19 protein-coding genes and 1 tRNA gene are annotated in these 19,355 nt (G+C 65.7%); 10 read left to right on the top strand and 10 right to left on the bottom strand.

Annotated features, from left to right (window positions below; all coding sequences use genetic code 11):
- Nucleotides 1-6: 6 nt before the first annotated feature.
- Both ACFW6D_RS22855 and ACFW6D_RS22850 read right to left on the bottom strand, forming a co-directional pair.
- The gene (locus tag ACFW6D_RS22855; protein WP_379239041.1) at nt 7-474 is read right to left on the bottom strand and encodes a winged helix-turn-helix transcriptional regulator; all 468 of its coding nucleotides are present in this window, start codon (nt 472-474) and stop codon (nt 7-9) included.
- Nucleotides 475-512: 38 nt separating this feature from the next.
- Nucleotides 513-884: a hypothetical protein gene (locus ACFW6D_RS22850; RefSeq protein WP_379331177.1), complete on the bottom strand. Its 372-nt coding sequence runs from the start codon at nt 882-884 to the stop codon at nt 513-515.
- 136 nt (nt 885-1,020) lie between these two features.
- Here ACFW6D_RS22850 and ACFW6D_RS22845 point away from each other — a divergent pair, with 136 nt between their 5' ends.
- Nucleotides 1,021-1,497, top strand: a complete 477-nt coding sequence (locus ACFW6D_RS22845; protein ID WP_379331205.1) for a DUF4279 domain-containing protein — start codon at nt 1,021-1,023, stop codon at nt 1,495-1,497.
- Between the two features lie 45 nt (nt 1,498-1,542).
- On the opposite strand, the gene ACFW6D_RS22840 is transcribed toward ACFW6D_RS22845, so the two are convergent.
- The 6 genes from ACFW6D_RS22840 to aceE form a co-directional block, all read right to left on the bottom strand.
- Complete coding sequence (locus ACFW6D_RS22840) at nt 1,543-2,973, bottom strand: acyl-CoA carboxylase subunit beta (RefSeq protein ID WP_379331175.1); 1,431 nt, start codon at nt 2,971-2,973, stop codon at nt 1,543-1,545.
- Between the two features lie 124 nt (nt 2,974-3,097).
- Nucleotides 3,098-4,354, bottom strand: coding sequence for a KasA/KasB family beta-ketoacyl-ACP synthase (locus tag ACFW6D_RS22835; protein WP_266299014.1), 1,257 nt, complete (start codon nt 4,352-4,354; stop codon nt 3,098-3,100).
- Nucleotides 4,355-4,363: 9 nt separating this feature from the next.
- Nucleotides 4,364-4,669, bottom strand: a complete 306-nt coding sequence (acpM, locus tag ACFW6D_RS22830; RefSeq protein ID WP_056821158.1) for a meromycolate extension acyl carrier protein AcpM — start codon at nt 4,667-4,669, stop codon at nt 4,364-4,366.
- Between the two features lie 80 nt (nt 4,670-4,749).
- Nucleotides 4,750-5,664 carry an ACP S-malonyltransferase gene (locus ACFW6D_RS22825; RefSeq protein ID WP_379331173.1) on the bottom strand — a complete coding sequence of 305 codons (915 nt, stop codon included), beginning with the start codon at nt 5,662-5,664 and terminating at the stop codon, nt 4,750-4,752.
- Nucleotides 5,665-5,791: 127 nt separating this feature from the next.
- On the bottom strand, nt 5,792-7,093 hold the full coding sequence (locus ACFW6D_RS22820; protein ID WP_379331203.1) for a PucR family transcriptional regulator: 1,302 nt from the start codon (nt 7,091-7,093) through the stop codon (nt 5,792-5,794).
- Nucleotides 7,094-7,137: 44 nt separating this feature from the next.
- The gene (aceE, locus tag ACFW6D_RS22815) at nt 7,138-9,981 is read right to left on the bottom strand and encodes a pyruvate dehydrogenase (acetyl-transferring), homodimeric type (RefSeq protein ID WP_379331171.1); all 2,844 of its coding nucleotides are present in this window, start codon (nt 9,979-9,981) and stop codon (nt 7,138-7,140) included.
- Between the two features lie 256 nt (nt 9,982-10,237).
- Here aceE and ACFW6D_RS22810 point away from each other — a divergent pair, with 256 nt between their 5' ends.
- The 9 genes from ACFW6D_RS22810 to ACFW6D_RS22770 all read left to right on the top strand — a co-directional run bounded on the left by ACFW6D_RS22810 (nt 10,238) and on the right by ACFW6D_RS22770 (nt 17,448).
- Nucleotides 10,238-10,786, top strand: a complete 549-nt coding sequence (locus ACFW6D_RS22810) for a hypothetical protein (protein WP_379331169.1) — start codon at nt 10,238-10,240, stop codon at nt 10,784-10,786.
- 127 nt (nt 10,787-10,913) lie between these two features.
- Nucleotides 10,914-11,336 carry a DUF3052 domain-containing protein gene (locus ACFW6D_RS22805; protein ID WP_379331167.1) on the top strand — a complete coding sequence of 141 codons (423 nt, stop codon included), beginning with the start codon at nt 10,914-10,916 and terminating at the stop codon, nt 11,334-11,336.
- A 73-nt stretch (nt 11,337-11,409) separates the two neighbouring features.
- Entirely contained in the window at nt 11,410-11,874 is a 465-nt protein-coding gene (locus ACFW6D_RS22800; protein ID WP_379331165.1) for a peroxiredoxin, read from the top strand.
- A gap of 32 nt (nt 11,875-11,906) precedes the next feature.
- A tRNA-Val gene (locus ACFW6D_RS22795) sits at nt 11,907-11,978 on the top strand.
- Nucleotides 11,979-12,014: 36 nt separating this feature from the next.
- Nucleotides 12,015-13,343, top strand: a complete 1,329-nt coding sequence (tnpB, locus tag ACFW6D_RS22790) for an IS607 family element RNA-guided endonuclease TnpB (RefSeq protein ID WP_379331163.1) — start codon at nt 12,015-12,017, stop codon at nt 13,341-13,343.
- A gap of 385 nt (nt 13,344-13,728) precedes the next feature.
- On the top strand, nt 13,729-15,576 hold the full coding sequence (locus ACFW6D_RS22785) for a hypothetical protein (RefSeq protein ID WP_379331201.1): 1,848 nt from the start codon (nt 13,729-13,731) through the stop codon (nt 15,574-15,576).
- Nucleotides 15,573-15,761, top strand: coding sequence for a hypothetical protein (locus ACFW6D_RS22780; RefSeq protein WP_379331161.1), 189 nt, complete (start codon nt 15,573-15,575; stop codon nt 15,759-15,761). The genes ACFW6D_RS22785 and ACFW6D_RS22780 overlap by 4 nt, the downstream gene beginning before the upstream one ends.
- On the top strand, nt 15,758-16,123 hold the full coding sequence (locus ACFW6D_RS22775; RefSeq protein ID WP_379331159.1) for a hypothetical protein: 366 nt from the start codon (nt 15,758-15,760) through the stop codon (nt 16,121-16,123). The genes ACFW6D_RS22780 and ACFW6D_RS22775 overlap by 4 nt, the downstream gene beginning before the upstream one ends.
- Entirely contained in the window at nt 16,120-17,448 is a 1,329-nt protein-coding gene (locus ACFW6D_RS22770; protein ID WP_379331157.1) for a hypothetical protein, read from the top strand. Before ACFW6D_RS22775 ends, ACFW6D_RS22770 begins: the two co-directional genes overlap by 4 nt.
- Before the next feature lie 5 nt (nt 17,449-17,453).
- On the opposite strand, the gene ACFW6D_RS22765 is transcribed toward ACFW6D_RS22770, so the two are convergent.
- A complete protein-coding gene (locus tag ACFW6D_RS22765) occupies nt 17,454-18,569 on the bottom strand; it encodes a serine hydrolase domain-containing protein (RefSeq protein WP_379331155.1) in 1,116 nt (371 codons plus the stop codon).
- 72 nt (nt 18,570-18,641) lie between these two features.
- Entirely contained in the window at nt 18,642-19,310 is a 669-nt protein-coding gene (locus ACFW6D_RS22760; RefSeq protein ID WP_379331153.1) for a TetR/AcrR family transcriptional regulator, read from the bottom strand.
- Between the last annotated feature and the right edge of the window lie 45 nt (nt 19,311-19,355).

Raw genomic sequence — 19,355 nt, 5'->3', positions numbered from 1 at the left:
TGGTGATCAACTGTCCAGCTGGCCCCGCGCGGTGATCCCCGGGCCCGGCTCGGGCACGATGTCGCGCGCGGTGACCTCGGCCTGGCACTGATCGCAGGTCAGATGGACGTGGCCTTCGCCTTCGCAGTCGCGATGGTTGTAGCGCACCGGAGGACCGTCGGGCGCCATGTAGGCGTCACCCCAATCGCGAATCGCCATCAGGATCGGATAGATCGCATGGCCCTTCTCGGTGAGCCGATACTCCTCGTAAGCACCGTCCTCAACAGGCCGCTTCACCAGAATCTCGTGCTCGATCAACCGATCGAGCCGATCCCGCAACCGACTCCGCGAAATCCCCAACGCCCCCTGAAACGCATTGAACCGCCGCACCCCGGCAAAGCAATACTTCAAAATCAACAACGTCCACCGGTCACCGAAAATCACCAACGGCCGCGTGATCGAACACGGCACATCCGCGAGTTCCTCATAGCGCACCCTGCCATTATGCGCGTGAACGCGGTGACAGCGACCGCTCAGGCCTCATCGACTACGACCTCGCCCTCGTTCGCCCGCCACACGGCCAACGCGAACCGTTGCTCGCGACGCCGCAACTTGTACGCCACCATCTCGCGCAGCGGCGCATCCGGCCACTTCCGCCAGCCCGCCGTCTGCCACTTCGATCGCCTCGACAACAAGTCGACCTCACAGTTTTCGGCGGCCTCGAGGTCGACCGGTCCGGTGGCTCCGACGAAGACGCTGTCGCGATGACGGTCGACACGGTTCAGGATCCGCTTGTTACGCGCGATGTTCTTACGCGAGCTCTTGTCGTTCTCCCCGTACCCATTACGACGATCCTTGGCGTAACTGAGCGACTTCTTCTCCTGCGGACTTCGCCGACGCACCATTTCGCCCCTCCTGATCAGGCGCCAGGTTACGGACTTCCCGCTTCGAACGCACGCGGATAGTTTTGCGCGGAAGGGCCCACCCAACCCGCGAAACCCGGCTGACAAGCCGACGGATCCGTGGTGGGATCTCGCGGTGATGAAGATCCGTCAGTATTCCTATTTCGCGTTGTACAGCGGCACGATGTCGGCGGCCGAGATGGCTGGTCGGCTACAGATGGATCCGGACGAAGTGATGGTGTTGGGAAGCAAATCCGCGCGGCACCGCATTCCCCGCTCCCACAGCTGGAGAATCGTCCGACACAGTAGCGAGAGTATTGATGAACAGATCGAGCACCTGATCGCCCGAGTGAAACCGATACTCCCCCAAGTGATTTCACTGATCGCGGATCCAGAGGTGAGCACGAGTATGAATGTCGTGCGCTATTACCACGATCCAGATGGTGTACACGGGGCGCCTGGTGGAACACCCTGGTCAGAGTGCCGCGACTGGCCACGTCCACTCGGGTGGCATCTGTCATCACCAGTGCTCGAGTTCCTGCTCGAGACCGGTGCAGAACTCGACATCGACGAATACGACTGGAGCGAAAGCGAAACGGCCGCCGCCACTACCTGAATCAGGAGGATGGCGACGGCCGTCGAAATGACTACTGCGTTCAGATCACAGGGGGATGTTCTTGTGGTGGCTCTTGCGGGCCGGGGCGGCGGCCAGGGCCGCGGCGATGATGCTGCGGGTCTTGGCGGGGTCGATGACCTCGTCGACGACGCCGATGGCGACGGCGCGTTCGACGCCGCCCGCGAGCTGTTCGTGTTCGGCGGTGAGGCGTTCGTGCAGGGCTTCGCGCTCGGATTCGGGGGCCGCGGCGAGTGCCTTCTTGTGGAGGATGCCAACGGCGGCCTTGGCGCCCATGACCGCGACTTCGGAGCCGGGCCAGGCGTAGACGGCGGTGGCGCCGAGGGCGCGGGCGTTCATCGCGATGTAGGCGCCGCCGTAGATCTTGCGGGTCACCAGGGTGACGCGGGGAACGCGGGCTTCGGCGAACGCGTGCAGCAGTTTCGCGCCGCGGCGGACCACGCCCTCGAGTTCCTGGCCGACACCGGGCAGGTAGCCGGGGACGTCGGTGACCACGATCAGCGGGATGCCGAACGCGTCGCACAGCCGCACGAAACGCGAAGCCTTCTCGGCACTTTCGGAGTTGAGGCAACCACCAAGGCGCAGCGGGTTGTTGGCGAGGACGCCGACGGTGCGACCGCCGAGACGACCGAGACCGGTGACCATGCTGCGGGCGTAACCACCCTGGAGTTCCTCGAAGGAGGACTCGCCGTCGACATTGTCGAGCAGCTCGTGCACGATCGGCTTCACGTCGTAGGCGCGCTTGGCCGACTCCGGCAGCATCGCCTTGAGGTCGACATCGCCGTGCTCGGCGGCAACCAGGTCGAACTCGCCCTGCTCGGCGAACATCGACACCAGCCGACGCGCGCGATGCATCGCATCGGCCTCGTCATCGGCGGCGATGTGGCAGACGCCGGACTTCTTGAAGTGGGTGGTGGGACCACCGAGGGTCTCCATGTCGACGTTCTCGCCGGTCACCGAGCGCACCACATCGGGTCCGGTGACGAAAACGCGGCCCTCGGGCGCCATGATGACCACATCGGTCAGCGCGGGACCGTAGGCGGCGCCACCGGCGGCGAAGCCGAGGACCACCGAAATCTGGGGAACAAGGCCGGACGCGCGAACCATGGCCTCGAAGACCAGGCCTACCGCGTGCAGCGCCTCGACACCCTCGGCCAGCCGCGCACCACCGGAGTGCCACAGCCCGACAACGGGGATGGAGGATTCGATCGCGGTGTCGATCGCGTCGACGATGTGCTTGCAGCCCTCGACACCCATCGCGCCACCCATGATGGTGGCGTCGGAGCAGTAGGCCACGGTGCGGACACCGTCGACCTCGCCGATCGCGGCGAGCACGCCGGAGCGGTCACGCGGATGCAGCGGCAGGACGGTGCCGGGGTCGAAGAAACGTTGGAGCCGACCCAGCGGGTCGCGCGGATCGGTGGTGGTGTCTTGAAACGCGGGAGCAATGATGGTCATCGCGCTCACTCCTTCGAAAAAATTGCCGCGGTGGCGGCTGCTGTGGCGAACCGCCGGTGGGGGTCGAACCATTCAGTTGGCACGACCCCCAACCGGGGATCGGATGTGCAGTCGATGCGGCTGGTTACGCCCGACCGAAGGCGAGCGCGACGTTGTGCCCACCGAAACCGAAGGAATTGTTGATCGCGTACTCGATTTCCTGGCGACGGGCTTCCCCGTGCACCACATCGAGATCGATCTCCGGATCCTGGTTGTCCAGGTTCAGTGTCGGCGGAACAATGCCGTCCCGGATCGCGAGCACCGTGAGGATCGACTCGAGGGCGCCGACGGCGCCGATCGAGTGACCGAGTGCCGACTTCGGCGCGTACACCGAAGCGTGCTTACCGATCGCCTTGTGGATCGCGTTCGCCTCGGCGGAGTCGCCGATGGGAGTCGCGGTCGCGTGGGCGTTGATGTGGGTGATGTCGCTCTTGGTCAGACCAGCGGTCTGCATCGCGCGAGTCATCGCCCTGGCCGCACCGGTGCCCTCGGGATCGGGAGCCACCAGGTGGAAACCGTCGGAAGTGATACCGGCACCAAGCAGACGAGCGTGGATGGTGGCACCGCGCGCCTTGGCGTGCTCTTCGGTCTCGATGACCATGAGCGCGCCTGCCTCACCGAAGACGAACCCGTCGCGATCCTTGTCGAAGGGACGCGAGGCGCCCTTCGGATCGTCGTTGCGGGTACTCATCGCGCGCATCATGGAGAACGCCGCGATCGGCACCGAGTCGATGAAGCCCTCGACACCGCCGGTGACGACGATGTCGGCGTCACCCATCACGATCATCCGCCACGCGTTGGCGATGGCCTCCGAACCCGACGAGCACGCCGAGACCGGAGTGACCACTCCCGCCCTGGCCTTCAGCTCGAGACCGACGACCGCCGACGGACCGTTCGGCATGACCATCTGAACAGCCAGCGGCGAGATCTTGCGATAGCCGCCGTTCTTCAGCTTGTCGACCGAGTCGATCAGGGCGTCGCCGCCGCCGAGTCCGGTGCCGATCGCGACGCCGAGACGGTCGTTGTCGACCTCGGGGCTGCCCGCGTTCTTCCACACCTCACGACCGAGGACGGTCGCCAGGCGCTCGACATACGCCATGCGGCGGATCTCGACCCGGCTCAACAGAGTGTCGGGGCTGACCTTCAGGTGACCGCCGATTCGCACCGGCAGGTCGTATTCCTCGATGAAGGAATCCTCGAGAACGTCGATTCCGCTCTCACCGTTGAGGAGTCCCTTCCACGTCGCATCGACATCACCAGCGATCGACGTGGTCGCCGCCATCGAAGTGACGACGACGTTGGGGAAGTTCCCGTTCAAAGTACTGGGAGCAGGAGTGGTCAAAGTTCGGCCCTACTCGCCGGCGCTGTCGAACTTGGCCTTGAGCTCGGCGGCGACGTCGGCGTTCTCGGCCTCGAGCTTCTGGACGTAAGCGACGGAGTCGCCGACGGTCTTCAGGCTGGCCAGATCCTCGTCGGGGATCTTGACGCCGTACTTGTCTTCCATCTGCACAGCGATCTCGACCATGGACAGCGAGTCGATGTCCAGGTCGTCGACGAAGGACTTCTCGAGGGTCACCTCGGAGGGTTCGATACCCGTAACCTCTTCGATGATCTTGCCGAGTTCTTCGACGATCTGTTCCTGGGTCAGAGCGGCCACTTTGGTGGCTCCCTTCTTGTTTCTATTTGTAGGGTTCGTGAACGGCCTGCACTGCGCTGTGCATGGCCGCCGGGGGAAAGCTAGCCCGAGGTGGTCAGTTCGACCAACGCGGGGAGGTCTTCCGGGGTCTTGAGGGCCAGATTGGGCGTGCCCTTCAGTTCCCGCTTGGCAATGCCGACGAGGGTCCCTGCCGGGGGTAGTTCGACCACGGCCTCCACGGCCGCGGCGCGAATGGTCTCGTTGCACAGGTCCCAGCGCACGGGGCGCGTGACCTGAGCGGCAAGTTTTTCGATCGCGTCGGCGCCCGAGGTGACCGGCTGTCCGTCGAAGTTCGACAGCAGCGTCCGGATCGGGTCGCTCGGCGAGATCTGGGCGATGGCATCGGCGACAGCTTCCTGTGCCGGGGCCATGAAGACGGTGTGGAACGCACCGGCGACGGGCAACGCGCGGACCCGTGCCTTCTCCGGCGGGTTCGCGGCGAGCTCCGCCAGAGCTTCCAGGCGGCCCGCCGCGACGATCTGGCCGACCGCGTTGCGGTTGGCCGGGACGAGATCGAGTTCGGCGAGCCGTGCGAGCACGGTGGCTTCGTCGCCACCGAGCACCGCGGACATGCCGGTCGGCTCCAGTGCGCAGGCCTTGGCCATCTCCCGGCCGCGGATAGCGGCGAGGGCGACGGCCTCGTCGGCGGTGATGACACCGGCGACAGCGGCTGCGGCGAATTCGCCGACCGAGTGTCCGGCGACGACTGTATCCGCCGGAATCGACCCTGGGGCGATTTCGGCGAACGCGAGCAGGGCGGCGGCGACCACGAGTGGCTGCGTCACCGCGGTGTCGACGATCTCCTCGGCCGTCGCGGTGGTACCGAGACGGACCAGGTCCAGGCCTGCGGCCTTCGACCAGAGCTCGAGGCGATCAGTCGCACCGGGAAGTGCGAGCCACGGCGTGAGCATGCCGGGTGTCTGGGACCCCTGTCCAGGGGTGAGCAACGCGATCACCCCCTAAGACAACACTGTGACCCCCGCCGCATGAGATGTCGGCGCGAATGAAGCTTTTGGATCGCTTTTGTAGGGGTCCCACAAAATCCGAGGTGGGGTGTCGGGATCGACCGATTCGCCGATCCCGTTACAGGGGGTCCGGAGTCAGTGAGGTGGGCGGGGTTTCTGTGACGGGAGGTGACGATTCGTTATGTGTTCGTGTCAAACGACCTACCGTCGCCGCAATCCGGAGCACATAGGCGTCGCGCGGATTCATCGGATCGCGACCGGTCACTTCGCCGATTCGTTTGAGTCGGTACCGAACGGTATTTGGATGGACGTACAGCCGCCGAGCGCAAGTTTCTACTGCTCCACCACAATCCAGGTACGCGTCGAGTGTGTCGGATAACGAAGATCCGGCAGCGGCCAACGGCACCACAAGATACTCGTTCAACGCCTCTATTGCAGCTCTATCGCCCAGCAACGCGCGTTCCGGTAACAACTCCGTGGCGTGAACGGGTCTTGGCGCCCCGCGCCAGCCGACCACGGCCTCCATCCCGGCCAATGCCTCGATCGCCGACGCGTGCGCGGCGCCGAGGGTGCGCATCGTCGGGCCGATCACCACCGGCCCGTCGGAGAACACCTCGGCCAGCAGATCGGTGAGGAACGGCGAACCCATGCCGGACTCCCCCAGATTCCCGCTGACCACCATCACCAGCCGCGCACCCTGCACCACCGCGAGCGCGGCCCTGCCGTGTTTGGTCGCGATGGTGTGCACCGCGCCGACCGTGGACACGCTCTGGTCGAGTGGGGGTGTACCGACCAGCACGGTGGCGGGCGCGGTGGCGTCCCAGTTCAACGTGGCGGCCCGCGAAAGCATGTCGGGCCCCGTGTCGCCCCGGACCACCGCGTCGACCACCAGGGCCTCCAGGCGGGTATCCCAGGCGCCACGCGATTCGGCGGCGCTGGCGTACACCGAGGCGGCCGCGAAACCGAGCTCACGCCCGTATCGCAGCACCGCCTCGGTGAGCGCGACCAGCTGACGATCGTTGCGGGCCAGCGCGGGCAGCCACTGTTCGAAGAAGTCCATGGCCACCCGCACCATGTCCACGGTCTGGCGCAGCGTGAGCCGCCGCGCCAGATCCTGTGGAATCACCTGGAACGCGTCCAGGCTGAAGCGGATATCGGAATCGGGATCCTGCAACCACTCCAGGAAGTTCACGACCGCCGTCTGCACCAGCATCTGCACGCCCGCGCGTTGCGCGGCGTCCAGATCGGCGAAGAACGGCAGCCGATCCTGCATCGACCCCACCGCCTCGGTCGAGAGACGGCCCGAGAACTGCTTGACCCGCTTGAGCAGCGTGTCGGGCAGCGGATCACGGGTCTGCCGGTTCGGGGACAGTGCCCCCGTCGGCAGATAGACCTCGTGCTCGCTGGTGCCCTCGGTGATCCGACGGGGCCGCGGCGGTTTGCGCTCCACAGTCCAATAGTCCGCTACGCCAGTTCCTCTGCCGCGTCCGCACTCGGCTTCGGCGCGGCGGCGACGCTGTCGATGCCGTATTTCGCGGCCGCTTCCACCGCCTTCGCCTTGTCGAACGTGCCGTCGCGCACGAGGCCTTCGAGCACCGCGACCACGATCGACTGCGCGTCGACGTTGAACACCCGCCGTGCGGCCGTGCGGGTGTCGGAGAAGCCGAACCCGTCGGTGCCGAGGGTGATGTAGTCGCCGGGCACCCACTGCCGGATCTGATCCGGCACCGCGCGCATCCAGTCGGTCGCGGCGACCACCGGTCCCCGTGCGGCCGAGAGCGCCTGGGTGACATAGGGCGAACCCGGATCGGTATCGGGGTGCTTGAGCGCCGCGATCTCCTTGTCGAGCGCCTCCCGGCGGAGCTCGCCGAACGAGGTCACCGACCACACATCCGCGGCCACACCCCATTCTTCGGCCAGCATCTCCTGCGCACGCAACCCGTCGGGCACGGTCACGCCGGACACCAGGATCTGGGCACGAACCTCACCCTCACCGCCGCGCTGGTACAGGTACAGCCCCTTGAGCAGACCCGCCACATCGAGATCATCGGGCTCGGCAGGCTGCTGATAGGGCTCGTTGTACAGGGTGATGTAGTAGAAAATGTTCTCCCCGCCGAACGTGCCGACCGGGGCCACCTCGGTGCCTGGCAGCGGACTCGCCGGTGCCTCGCCGCCGCCGTACATCCGGCGCAGACCGTCGCGCATGATGTGCGCGATCTCGAACGAGAACGCCGGATCGTAGGTCACCACAGCGGGATTGGTCGATGCCAGCAGCAGCGACTGCCCGTCGTTGTGCTGCAGGCCCTCACCGGTGAGCGTGGTCCGGCCCGCGGTGGCGCCGAGCACGAATCCGCGCGCCAGCTGATCGGCCGCGGCCCAGAAGCTGTCGCCGGTGCGCTGGAACCCGAACATCGAATAGAAGATGTAGAGCGGGATCATCGGCTCGCCGTGGGTGGAGTACGCGGTGCCCGCGGCGGTGAAGCACGCGGTGGAACCGGCCTCGTTGATGCCCTCGTGCATGATCTGGCCGACGGTGCTCTCCTTGTAGGCGAGCATGAGTTCGGCGTCGACCGAGGTGTAGAGCTGGCCGTTGCGGTTGTAGATCTTCAGCGTCGGGAACCACGAGTCCATGCCGAAGGTGCGGGCCTCGTCGGGGATGATCGGCACGATCCGCTTGCCGATCTCCTTGTCGCGCAACAGTTCCTTGACCAGGCGAACCAGCGCCATCGTCGTGGCGACCTTCTGCTTGCCCGAACCCTTGCGCACCGAGCGGTAGGCCTCATCTCCCGGCAGTGTCAACGGCTTTGCGGGCGAACGCCTTTCGGGCACGAAACCACCGAGCGACTTGCGCCGAGCGAGCATGTACTCGATCGCCGGATCGTTCATGCCGGGGTGGTAGTACGGCGGCAGGTACGGGTCCTTCTCCAGCTCGGCGTCACTGACCGGGATGCGCTGCAGATCGCGGAAGTCCTTGAGGTCCTGCAGCGCCAGCTTCTTCATCTGGTGGGTGGCGTTGCGGCCCTCGAAGTGCTTGCCGAGGGTGTAGCCCTTGATCGTCTTGGCCAGGATCACCGTCGGCTGGCCCTTGTGCGCCATCGCCGCCGAATACGCCGCGTAGACCTTGCGGTAGTCGTGGCCGCCGCGCTTGAGATTCCAGATCTCGCTGTCGGACATGTTCTGCACCAGCGCTTTGGTGCGCGGGTCGCGGCCGAAGAAGTGGTCGCGCACGTACGCGCCGTCGTTGGCCTTGTAGGTCTGGTAATCGCCGTCGGGGGTGGAGTTCATCAGGTTCACCAGCGCGCCGTCGCGATCGGCGCCCAGCAGCGCGTCCCACTCGCGGCCCCAGACCACCTTGATCACGTTCCAGCCCGCGCCGCGGAAGAACGACTCCAGTTCCTGGATGATCTTGCCGTTGCCGCGCACCGGGCCGTCGAGGCGCTGCAGGTTGCAGTTGATCACGAAGGTCAGGTTGTCGAGCGCCTCGTTGGCGGCCACCTGGATCAGGCCGCGCGACTCGGGTTCGTCCATCTCGCCGTCGCCGAGGAACGCCCAGACGTGCTGATCGGAGGTGTCCTTGATGCCACGATCGGTGAGGTAGTGGTTGAACCTGGCCTGGTAGATCGCGTTCATCGGGCCCAGGCCCATCGACACCGTCGGGAACTCCCAGAAGTCCGGCATCAACCGCGGGTGCGGGTACGACGGCAGACCCTTGCCGAGGCCGCCATGGCTGTATTCCTGACGGAACCCGTCGAGCCGGTCCGCGCTCAGGCGGCCCTCGAGGAAACCGCGCGCGTAGATGCCGGGCGAGGCGTGGCCCTGGATGTAGATCTGGTCGCCGCCGCCGGGATGGTCCTTGCCGCGGAAGAAGTGGTTGAAGCCCACCTCGTAGAGCGCCGCCGAGGACGCGTAGGTCGAGATATGGCCGCCGACACCGATGCCGGGGCGCTGCGCGCGATGCACCATGATCGCGGCATTCCACCGGATCCAGGCGCGGAAGCGGCGCTCGACTTCCTCGTCACCGGGAAACCACGGTTCGTTCTCGGTGGGAATCGTGTTGACGTAGTCGGTGGAGGTGAGCGCCGGAATCGACACCCGACGTTCGCCCGCGCGCTCGAGCAGTCGCAACATCAGGTATCTGGCGCGGCCCGGCCCTTCGCGGTCGAGCATGTGGTCGAAGGATTCCAGCCATTCGCTGGTCTCCTCCGGGTCGATGTCGGGCAGGTACGACGCCACTCCTTCACGGATGACCCGTACCCGTTCACCGGTGGGTTTGGTGCCGTTCTCGCCGCCCGCGGTGGGAGTCGACACTGGATCGTTGGAAGCTGCAGAGTGGATCAGGTCGGTCAAATCTGCTCCTCGTGATGGGGGCTGAACTGCTTGGTCGGCGTCGCTGTCCCCGGGCCTGCCCGCTTGGTGTGCGGACCACCCGTTACGAAAGGTTCGGGTGCACCCTCCATCCTTACCGAAACGGCTGCCCAGGTCATCACCCCAGCGGGAATACCATTAGGTAGGTTCTGCGGGGGAACGACGAGTCGCGCACGTGAGTGAGAGGGAACGCCGGACGATGAGGGTGCTGCACGCGCGCCGACTGGGGCTGATCTGTGCCGTTGCCGCCGTGACCGTGGGTTCGGTGGTGGCCGGTTGCGCCGAGCAGATTCCCGGCACACCGACCACCGACGCGGCCGAAGTGGCCGCCTACAAGACCTCCGCCGCCGCCTCGTCCTCGGCGGCCGCGTCCTCGCGCGCCGCGGCGGCACAGCAGCGCGCGATCACCGACAACTGCGGCCAGTTCCCCACCACCACCGGCGCGGGCGTCACCGCCTACAACGACTTCGTGTCCGCCCACGACACCAACGCCCCCGACTACGCGACCAAGCGCGAGTCCGCGGCTACCACCCTCGACAACGCGGCCGCCAAAGTCGAGTCGGGCGTGATCGCCGCGGCGGGCGCGCTGCCTGCCGAACTGGCCGACAAGTTCACCGCTTACGTCGTCGCCGCGCGCGAGCTGTCCGCGCAGACCAGAAAGATGACCTACAACTCACCGGTCGCCAAGCTCAACGAGGCCAGCCGCGCCATCAACCAGGCACGGACCGCAGTCCACGACGCCTGTTGAGCGGGCCGATTTTGCCCTCCCGACACGCGGCATACGGTACCGATTCATTCGATCAGCTTGCGCTGCGGCGGATAACCATGTTCGCTTGCACCTATCTTACTGTCGGAAGTTTAGGGAGGACACCACCGTGGTCGCCGCGGCGGACGCGCAGAACTACGCTCAGAAGCTTGGCATTTCTCACGGCTTGGTTGTTCAGGAATTGGGCTGGGACGAGGACACCGACGACGCATTGCGCGCCGAGATCGAGGAGGTCAGCGGCGGCGAAATGGTCGACGAAGACTCCGATGAGGTCGTCGACGCCGTCCTGCTCTGGTGGCGAGAAGGTGACGGCGATCTGGCCGACGAGCTGATGGATGCCATCAGCCCGCTGGCCGATGAAGGCTTCATCTGGGTCCTCACCCCCAAAACCGGGCAATCAGGCCATGTCGATCCGAGCGAGATCGCCGAAGCCGCACCCACGGCCGGCCTGACCCAGACATCCACCATCAGCCTCGGCAGTTGGACGGGCTCACGCCTCGTTCAGCCGAAGGCACCGTCCAAACAGCGCTGAATCCGCCGTTCGCTAGGGTCTCAGTTGGGCTCACACGCCCGGCTGAGACCCGACACGACGGAGGATTTCGACTATGCCGCTAGAGGTTGGCACTCTCGCGCCGGATTTCACGCTCAAGGACCAGAACAACCAGCCCGTCACCCTGTCGGATTATCGCGGCAAGAAGAACGTGCTGCTGGTGTTCTATCCTCTCGCCTTCACCGGCATCTGCCAGGGCGAGCTGTGCAAGGTCCGTGACGAACTGCCCAAGTTCCAGAACGACGACGCCGAGATCATCGCGATCTCCGTCGGCCCCCCACCCACCCACAAGATCTGGGCCGCAGAACAGGGCTACCTGTTCCCCCTGCTGTCGGACTTCTGGCCGCACGGCGCCGTCACCCAGGCCTACGACGTCTTCAACGAGAAATCCGGCTACCCCAACCGCGGAACTTTCGTCGTCGACAAGACCGGCTACATCACTTTCGCCGAGATGAACGAGCCCGGACAGGCCCGTGACCAGGCAGCTTGGGAGAAAGCGCTCGCCGCGCTAGATTCATAACCCGACACCGCCGGTTCTCCCCGGCGGTGCCAGGGCGTATAGCTCAGCGGTAGAGCACTGGTTTTACACACCAGCGGTCGTAGGTTCGATCCCTACTGCGCCCACAGATTTGAACAGGTCCACCATCGAGTCTCTCGGGTGTGACCACCGCAGGTGCAGGACGGGGGATCATGCTCTCGCTCGATGCAACTCCTGAGACTCCGAGTCATTCGGCGTCGACCGACTCTGTGGTGCGCGCGTATGTTTTCGCGTTGGATCCCACGCCCACCCAGCAGGACATGCTCCAGTCACATTGCGGTGCACAGCGGTTCGCCTACAACTGGGGTCTGGCGATGGTGCGGGCGATCCTCGCGCAACGTGAGGCCGAGCGCTCGTATGGTGTCCCGACAGAGGATCTGACCCCGCATGTGGGCTGGTCGGCGTACGAGCTCCGCAAGCGATGGAACGAAGCCAAGTCTGCAGCGGCTCCGTGGTGGCCGGAGAACTCGAAGGAGGCTTACGCGAGTGGGCTGGCAAACCTGTCCACTGCACTGAGCCGATGGGCTCGAGGACGAGGCACCGGCACGAACCGGGTCAATCGGTTCCCCAAATTCAAGTCCAAGCGAAGTCGACAATCCTGCCGATTCTCGACCGGGGCATTCGGGCTGGTGGCCACCGACCGACGACACGTAAAGCTCCCCAGGATCGGCGCTGTTCGAACGTTGGAGTCGACCCGGACGCTCGAACGCCGCATCCGAGCAGGGGTGGCCCGGATCCGTTCCGCGACCATCAGCTTCCGGAACGGACATTGGCAGGTTTCGTTCTCGGTCGAGCTGTCCGCCCAGCCTTCTACACCCGGCGACAGACGGATTCCAGTTGTCGGAGTCGACCTCGGAATCAAGCACCTGGCGATCCTGTCGGTACCGATTCCCGGAGTCACCGACGAGAACGGATTCGTCGCGGCCCCACCGGATGCCGAGCGCGCCACGAAAAAGCTTCGGCGTCTGCAACGTCGCGCCGCCCGTCGGTGTGGTCCCGACAGGCGGACCAACCGCACGCCGTCGCGACGCTGGCTCAGAACCAGAGCCGAGGTGGCACGTGTGCACAAACAGTTGACCAACGCGCGCACGAACAACCTTCACCAGCTGACTTCCCGACTCACCGCTTCCTGCGAATCCATCGTCATCGAGGACCTGCACGTCGCAGGACTGATCCGAAACCGAAAGCTGAGCCGCAAGATTCAGCTGGCGTCGTGGGGAGAGCTGCGCCGTCAACTCACGTATAAAGCGACCTGGCGAGGGACCTCGCTGATCATCGCAGATCGGTTCTACCCCAGTTCGAAGACGTGCAGCGAATGCGGCGCAGTGAAAATCAAACTGCGGTTGTCCGATCGCGTCTTTCAATGCGAGATCTGCCATGCCGAACTGGACCGCGACACAGCAAGCCACACCGTCCGCGGCGAGTTGCGCCGGGACGTTAAACAAGCCTGATGGAAACCTGCGTAAGCCCGGCGACATGTCGGCAATGGGTACTGCCACGGGAAGGCCCTCGAGGTCAACGCCGCGCAGCAATGCGACGGCTGTCCGATGAGACAACGGTTCGATCCCCTCTGCGCCCACGGTTCTACTAGATCCGATACCTTTGCTCCGGCAGCAAGGCGGGCCCGGCCACGTCAGGGCGGACGCCGACACCCGACGTAGAACGAGTTCGGGCCGTGCGTTCGGAGTTCCCAGCAATCCACACCCGTTCGCTGGCGTTTCAACTTGCGGCACGTTATGCGCATGGGCTATCGGCTGCGCGCGAGATCCGGGATACTGTTCTTTACCCCGCAGACCGGGCGCTTCGACACATCGGAGGACTGCCGTGGCCACAGCGATGACCGATCCGTCGATGATTCTGGTCGCGCAGGGCACCGAAGGCGGTGGCGCTGCGCTGGACCAGGTCGCGCTGATGACCGGTGCGGCGGCGGTGGTCGCCGCGGTGCTGTTGTGGGTGGCCTACCTGCATCGGACGCGGCGCATCACCTGGCTGCAGCGGCTGGCCGACTTCAGCGGCCGCCTCATGAACCGGCCCGGCTGGGTGGCGCTGCCGATCGCGATGTTCCTCGCCACGATCCTGACCGCGTTTCTCGGGTTCATCTGGGATGTGAGCCTGCATGTGGGCAAGGGTCGCGATGCCGGACCGCTGGCCAACCCGGCGCACTACTTCATCCTGGTCGGCCTGTTCTTCCTCTTCATGGCGGGCATGCTGGCCGTGATCCTGCCGCTCGACGAGAAGCCGGGTCGGGCCGCGGTGAAGATCACCCGCGACTGGTACGCACCCGTCGGCGGCATCTTGATCGCGGGCGCCGGTTTGTACGCGCTGATCGGTTTCCCGCTCGACGACATCTGGCATCGGCTGTTCGGCCAGGACGTCACCCTCTGGGGACCCACCCACCTGATGCTCATCGGTGGCGCGGGTCTGTCACTGATCGGCGTGCTGCTGCTCGAACTCGAAGGCCGCTACAACCGCCCCGACCCCGAACGACCCGACGGCCGGTTCCTGTGGGCAATCCAGGGGTTCGCATTCGGCGGCCTGGTGATCGGCCTGTCGGTGTTCCAGGTCGAGTTCGACTTCGGCGTAGAGCAATTCCGGCTGGTGCTGCAACCGATGTTGATCGTTTTCGCCGCCACGATCGCCCTGATCTCGGCGCGGTTGACCCTCGGCCCCTTCAGCACCCTGCTGCTCGTGGCCTTCGCCTTCTGCGTGCGCTACATCGTCGCGGTCCTCGTCGGCACCGGATTCGAGGCGCCGCGCAACGTCTTTCCGCTCTACCTCGGTGCCGCGATCGTGGTCGAACTGTTCGCCCTCCTGCCGCTGATCAGGCGACCGCTCTGGTGGGGTGCGCTCACGGGGTTCGGGGTGGCGACGGTGGGCATCTGGCTCGAATCACTGTGGGTGGAGCGGATGTTCGTCAATCCGTGGGTCGGCGGGATGTGGCCGGAACTGCTCGCGATGGCGGTGCCGGTCGGCGTGGCGGGCGGTGTGGTCGGCGCGATGCTCGGCACCGTCCTGCGCGGCGAGGCATTGCCCAAGCCCGCGGTGCGGCGTGGTCTCGTGGTCGCCGCTGTGGTGATCGCGGCCGCGGCGACCACCAACGGGGTGATCATCCGCGTACCGGAAAACGCCTCGGCGACAGTCGTACTCACCGACGCCGAGCCCGAGCAGGGCGGCCGGATGGTCACCGCCGATGTCCACCTCTCCCCCGCGGATCTGATCGGTGCCGATCCCGAATGGGTGGAGATCCTCGCCTGGCAGGGCGGCACCGGCGACGGCAGTCCCGGCCACGGCCTCGTCGTGGACAAGTTGCGTCGCGTCGCCGACGACCACTTCGTTTCCACCCGTCCCGTGCCCGTGCACGGCACCTGGAAGACGGTGCTGCGCTTGCAGGACGGACGCATGCAGTCCGCGCTCCCGATCTTCATGCCGCTCGATGAGGGCATCGGCGCCGCGGAGGTGTCGGCGCCCGCGAGCTTCACGCGACCGTTCGTCGAGGAGGTCTCGGTACTGCAACGCGAGCGGTCCTTCGACCATCCGTCCTGGTTGATGGCCGTCGCGGGCCTGGTGGTGTTGGCGTGCAGCCTGGCCTTGATCGCGGCCATGGCGTGGGGCGCGGCCCGCGTCAACGATCGTTATCTGGCGGCGGGCAGCACGCCGGACCAGAAGGCAACGGTCGCACCTTGATTCGCGAGGGGAACGTCGACCTGCTCGCCGATCACTCTCTCCTGCTGGCGATTCCGGCCTTCCTACCTGCAGTCGCACTGGTCGGGCTGGTGCTGTTCATCGCGATACGCGACCGGCGCGCGGAGAAACGCGACAGTGCAGAAGACCGATCCGCGCAGACCGACCGCACCGAGGAGAATCCGTGACACCTCGCCCACTCCGGTACGGCCTTGTCGCGGTCGCCACGGGCGCACTGCTTGCGGGCTGCTCATCGAGCACGGTGCCCGAGCAGACCGACGAAGCCCGCACCATCGACATCCGGATCGCGAAAGGCGCAGTATCCCCGACCAATACGCGGACCGAAGCCCAGGTCGGACAGCCCATCGTATTGCGGGTCGACAGCGACGCCACCGACGAACTCCACGTCCACTCCACTCCCGCGCACACCTTTCCCGTCGCCGCGACCGCCGACCAAGAGTTCAGCTTCACGGTGACAGTGCCGAGCCAGGTGGAGATCGAACTGCACCACCACGGACGGACGGTGACAACCCTGCTGGTCCGCCCGTGAGCCCCCTCGCCCACGGCCTCGGCGGCGCCACGGACCTGCCGATTCCACTCACCTACGCCTTGGTCGGTGCGGCATGGGCACTGACCTTCTCGTTCGCGGTGCTGTTGTTCGCCTGGCGTCGGCCTCGCCTGAACCCCGACTCCCCAGGGTTCGTACTGCCCGCACCGATACGCCGGATGATCGATGCCCGTGCGACGCGGACGGTCATCGCCACCGCGAGCGTGATCATCACCGCCTGCGTGCTCCTCATCGCGGTGTTCGGCTCCTCGGATCCGGCCCTGAATCCCGTGCCGGGCGTGCTGTACGTCGGCGTCTGGGTCGGGGTGATGATGGGCTCGCTGCTGATCGGACCGATCTGGAAGGTCCTCTCCCCCGTCCGTGCAATCCACCGATTCGGCTGCCTGCTGCTGCACCGCCCGCCCGATCACGGATTCCTCCGCTACCGTGAGACATGGGGGTACTACCCCGCCGCCATCAGCCTTTTCTCCTTCGTCTGGCTGGAATTGGCCTGGCACACACCAGGTTCGGTGAGCTCGGTGCTGACATGGTTGCTCGGCTATCTGATCGTCACCTCGATCGGCCTGATCCTGTTCGGCACCGTCTGGGCCGAGCGGGCCGATCCGCTCGAGGTCTACAGCACGCTGCTAGCGCGCCTGAGCCCTTACGGCCGTAACCGCGCGGGACAGCCGGTGCTGCGAATGCCGCTGAACAATCTCGCGGGCACTCCCGGACTCGCGGGTTCCGTCGCGGTCGCGGCGACACTGCTCGGATCCACCGCCTTCGACAGCTTCTCGACGTTCCCACGATGGCGCGAACTGGTCGACGACCTGGCTTCGGTCGTCGACCCGACGCTGGTCCGCACGGCCGGACTGCTGGTCTTCATCGGAGTGGTCGGCGGCCTGTTCTCCGTTGCCGCACTTGCCACCGGCGGCGTCTCCCGCGCCGATCGAACGCTGCTACCCCGACGGCTGGCGCTCAGCCTCACCCCGATCATCGCGGGCTACCTGATCGCCCACTACCTCACATTCCTCGTCGAGAAAGGACAGGCGACGGTCCTGCTGTTCGCCGACCCGCTCGACCGCGGCTGGAACATCGCGGGCCTGGCCGATCGAGACGTCGACTATGTGCTGTCGAATCATCCGAGCCTTCTCGCCACCAGCACAGTGCTCGCGGTCCTGATCGGCCACATCCTCGGCGTCGCCGCCGCGCACGACCGCTGCCTGCGGCTTCTCCCACCACGTCACCAGCTGACCGGTCAGCTGGCCTTGATGCTGACGATGGTCGGCTTCACGTTCACCGGGTTGTATCTGTTGTTCGGGGGTTGACGGCATCAGGGGCAGAGCGCGCGGGTCAGGATCGCCATCATGTCCGGCTGTTGACCGGGCGGCTCGGTCCAAACGATCGTGGCGGCTCGCCCGTCCGTCGTAGCTCCCGAGAAGGTGGCGTACCCGGTGATTCCGCCGGTGTGCCCGAGATAGCGTGTGCCGCACGGTAGTTGGGCCGACATCAGACCGAGCCCGTATTCGGGCATGGAGTCCACGCCGGTGGGCAACGTGGTGAGCATGTGCTGAAGTTCCGGTGCCGCCACCACTCTTCCGGCCAGTAGATCCAGGAAGTACCGGTTCAGGTCGTTGCCGGTGGAGACCAGCGCACCGGCCGCCCACGGTACGGACGGTTCGATACGAGTGACGTCGGTGCGAGTGCCGTCGATCGTCGCGTACCCGCGGGGATGAGGGCCCCGGATATCATGCTCGCCGGCGGCTGGAAGATAAGTCCCGGTCAAGCCCAGCGGACGAATGACCCTTTCTTGCAACACATCTGAATAGAACCGTCCAGTGATTCGCTCGACGAGCATCGCGGCAACGAGATAGTTCGTGTTCGTGTACGTGAAGCGAGCGCCCGGTGCGAACTTCGCCGGGTTCCGTAAGGCGATGGCCATCTCGTCGGCGGGCGTGAACCTCCGCCCCTCGATGGCGGCGCGATATTCATCGATCTCCGGCGAGTCCGCGAACTCCGGTAATCCGCTGCGGTGCTGCAAGACCTGACGCACCGTGATGCCGCGCCCATCGACACCGTCGCCGACCAGCAAGCCGGGCAAATAGGTATCGATCGACGCATCGAGCCGAATTCGCCCCTCCGACACCAGTTGCAGCACGATCGCCGCGACAAACGACTTCGAGACGCTACCCACCCGCACCTGCTGCGGCGGCTCGGCAGGAATCGGCACCCCGGCGGCACGATCACCGACACCGGCAACCAACGTAGTGGTGCGACCGTTCTCGGTGAGCGTCGCGATCACCCCCGCCACACCCGAAGCGACTGCCGCGTCGATGTCTGCACGCACCCGCTGCACGCGATCGGAGGATTCGCGGTTGCCGTCCGGACTCGAACACCCCACCAACGAGACGACAACCGCAACCGCGGCGACGATCGACAAACTACGCATGCTCCGACGATAGGAATCCCCACCCGACCGCACATCCGGGACAACCCCGGACCCCACCCTGGGATCAACCCCTCATTGGGTGATCCCGTCCAACACCTGATTCAGGCCGGTGTCGAATTGCCATTGCAGATCATCCTTGCGGGCGGCTTCGAGGATGTAGCGCTCGAAGGTCGGGTAGCGACGCGTGGCGAGTAGCCAGCGCATCTGCGGCGAAAGTCCTTCGCGGGTATCCGCGCCGGTGGACCAGCCGTGGTCGTTCATGAGGTCGCGAAGGCCGATTTCGGCGCTCGTCGCACCCTGGACGTAGGTCGAGAGGGTGCGGCAGGCGGCCATCGCGGCGTCGAGGTCCAGGCCGCCGTCATCGTGAAGTGCGGTCAGAGCCTGCTCAGTGAGGGCCAATCGATGCGGGGTCAGCTCGTAGAGCATCTGGGGCGCCGACAGGCGGGTGAGCCAGGGGTGACGCAGGATCAGCGTGCGAACCGCCTGGGCGATCGCCCACAGGGTCTCGCGCCAATCGGTGCCGTCAGGCGGATCGATCTCGCCGTAAACCAGGTCGACCATCAGCTCGAGGACCTCGTCCTTGTTCGACACATGCCGGTAGGCGGCCATCGGGGTGACACCCAGTTCGGTGGCGAGACGCCGCATGGTGATGGCATCGAGCCCCTCGACATCGGCGACTTTCACCGCGGTCTCGGCAATCAGCTTGGCGGACAAGGCTTTACCCGGTGTGGTCTGAGCCATCCGTTCCCACAGAAAAGTCACACTGCCCCTCTCTCGCGTATACAA

This window comes from Nocardia sp. NPDC058705, assembly GCF_042749305.1.
GTDB lineage: Bacteria > Actinomycetota > Actinomycetes > Mycobacteriales > Mycobacteriaceae > Nocardia.
The sequence above is the reverse complement of the archived record's forward strand: the minus strand, read 5'-3'. Positions and strand labels throughout refer to the sequence as shown.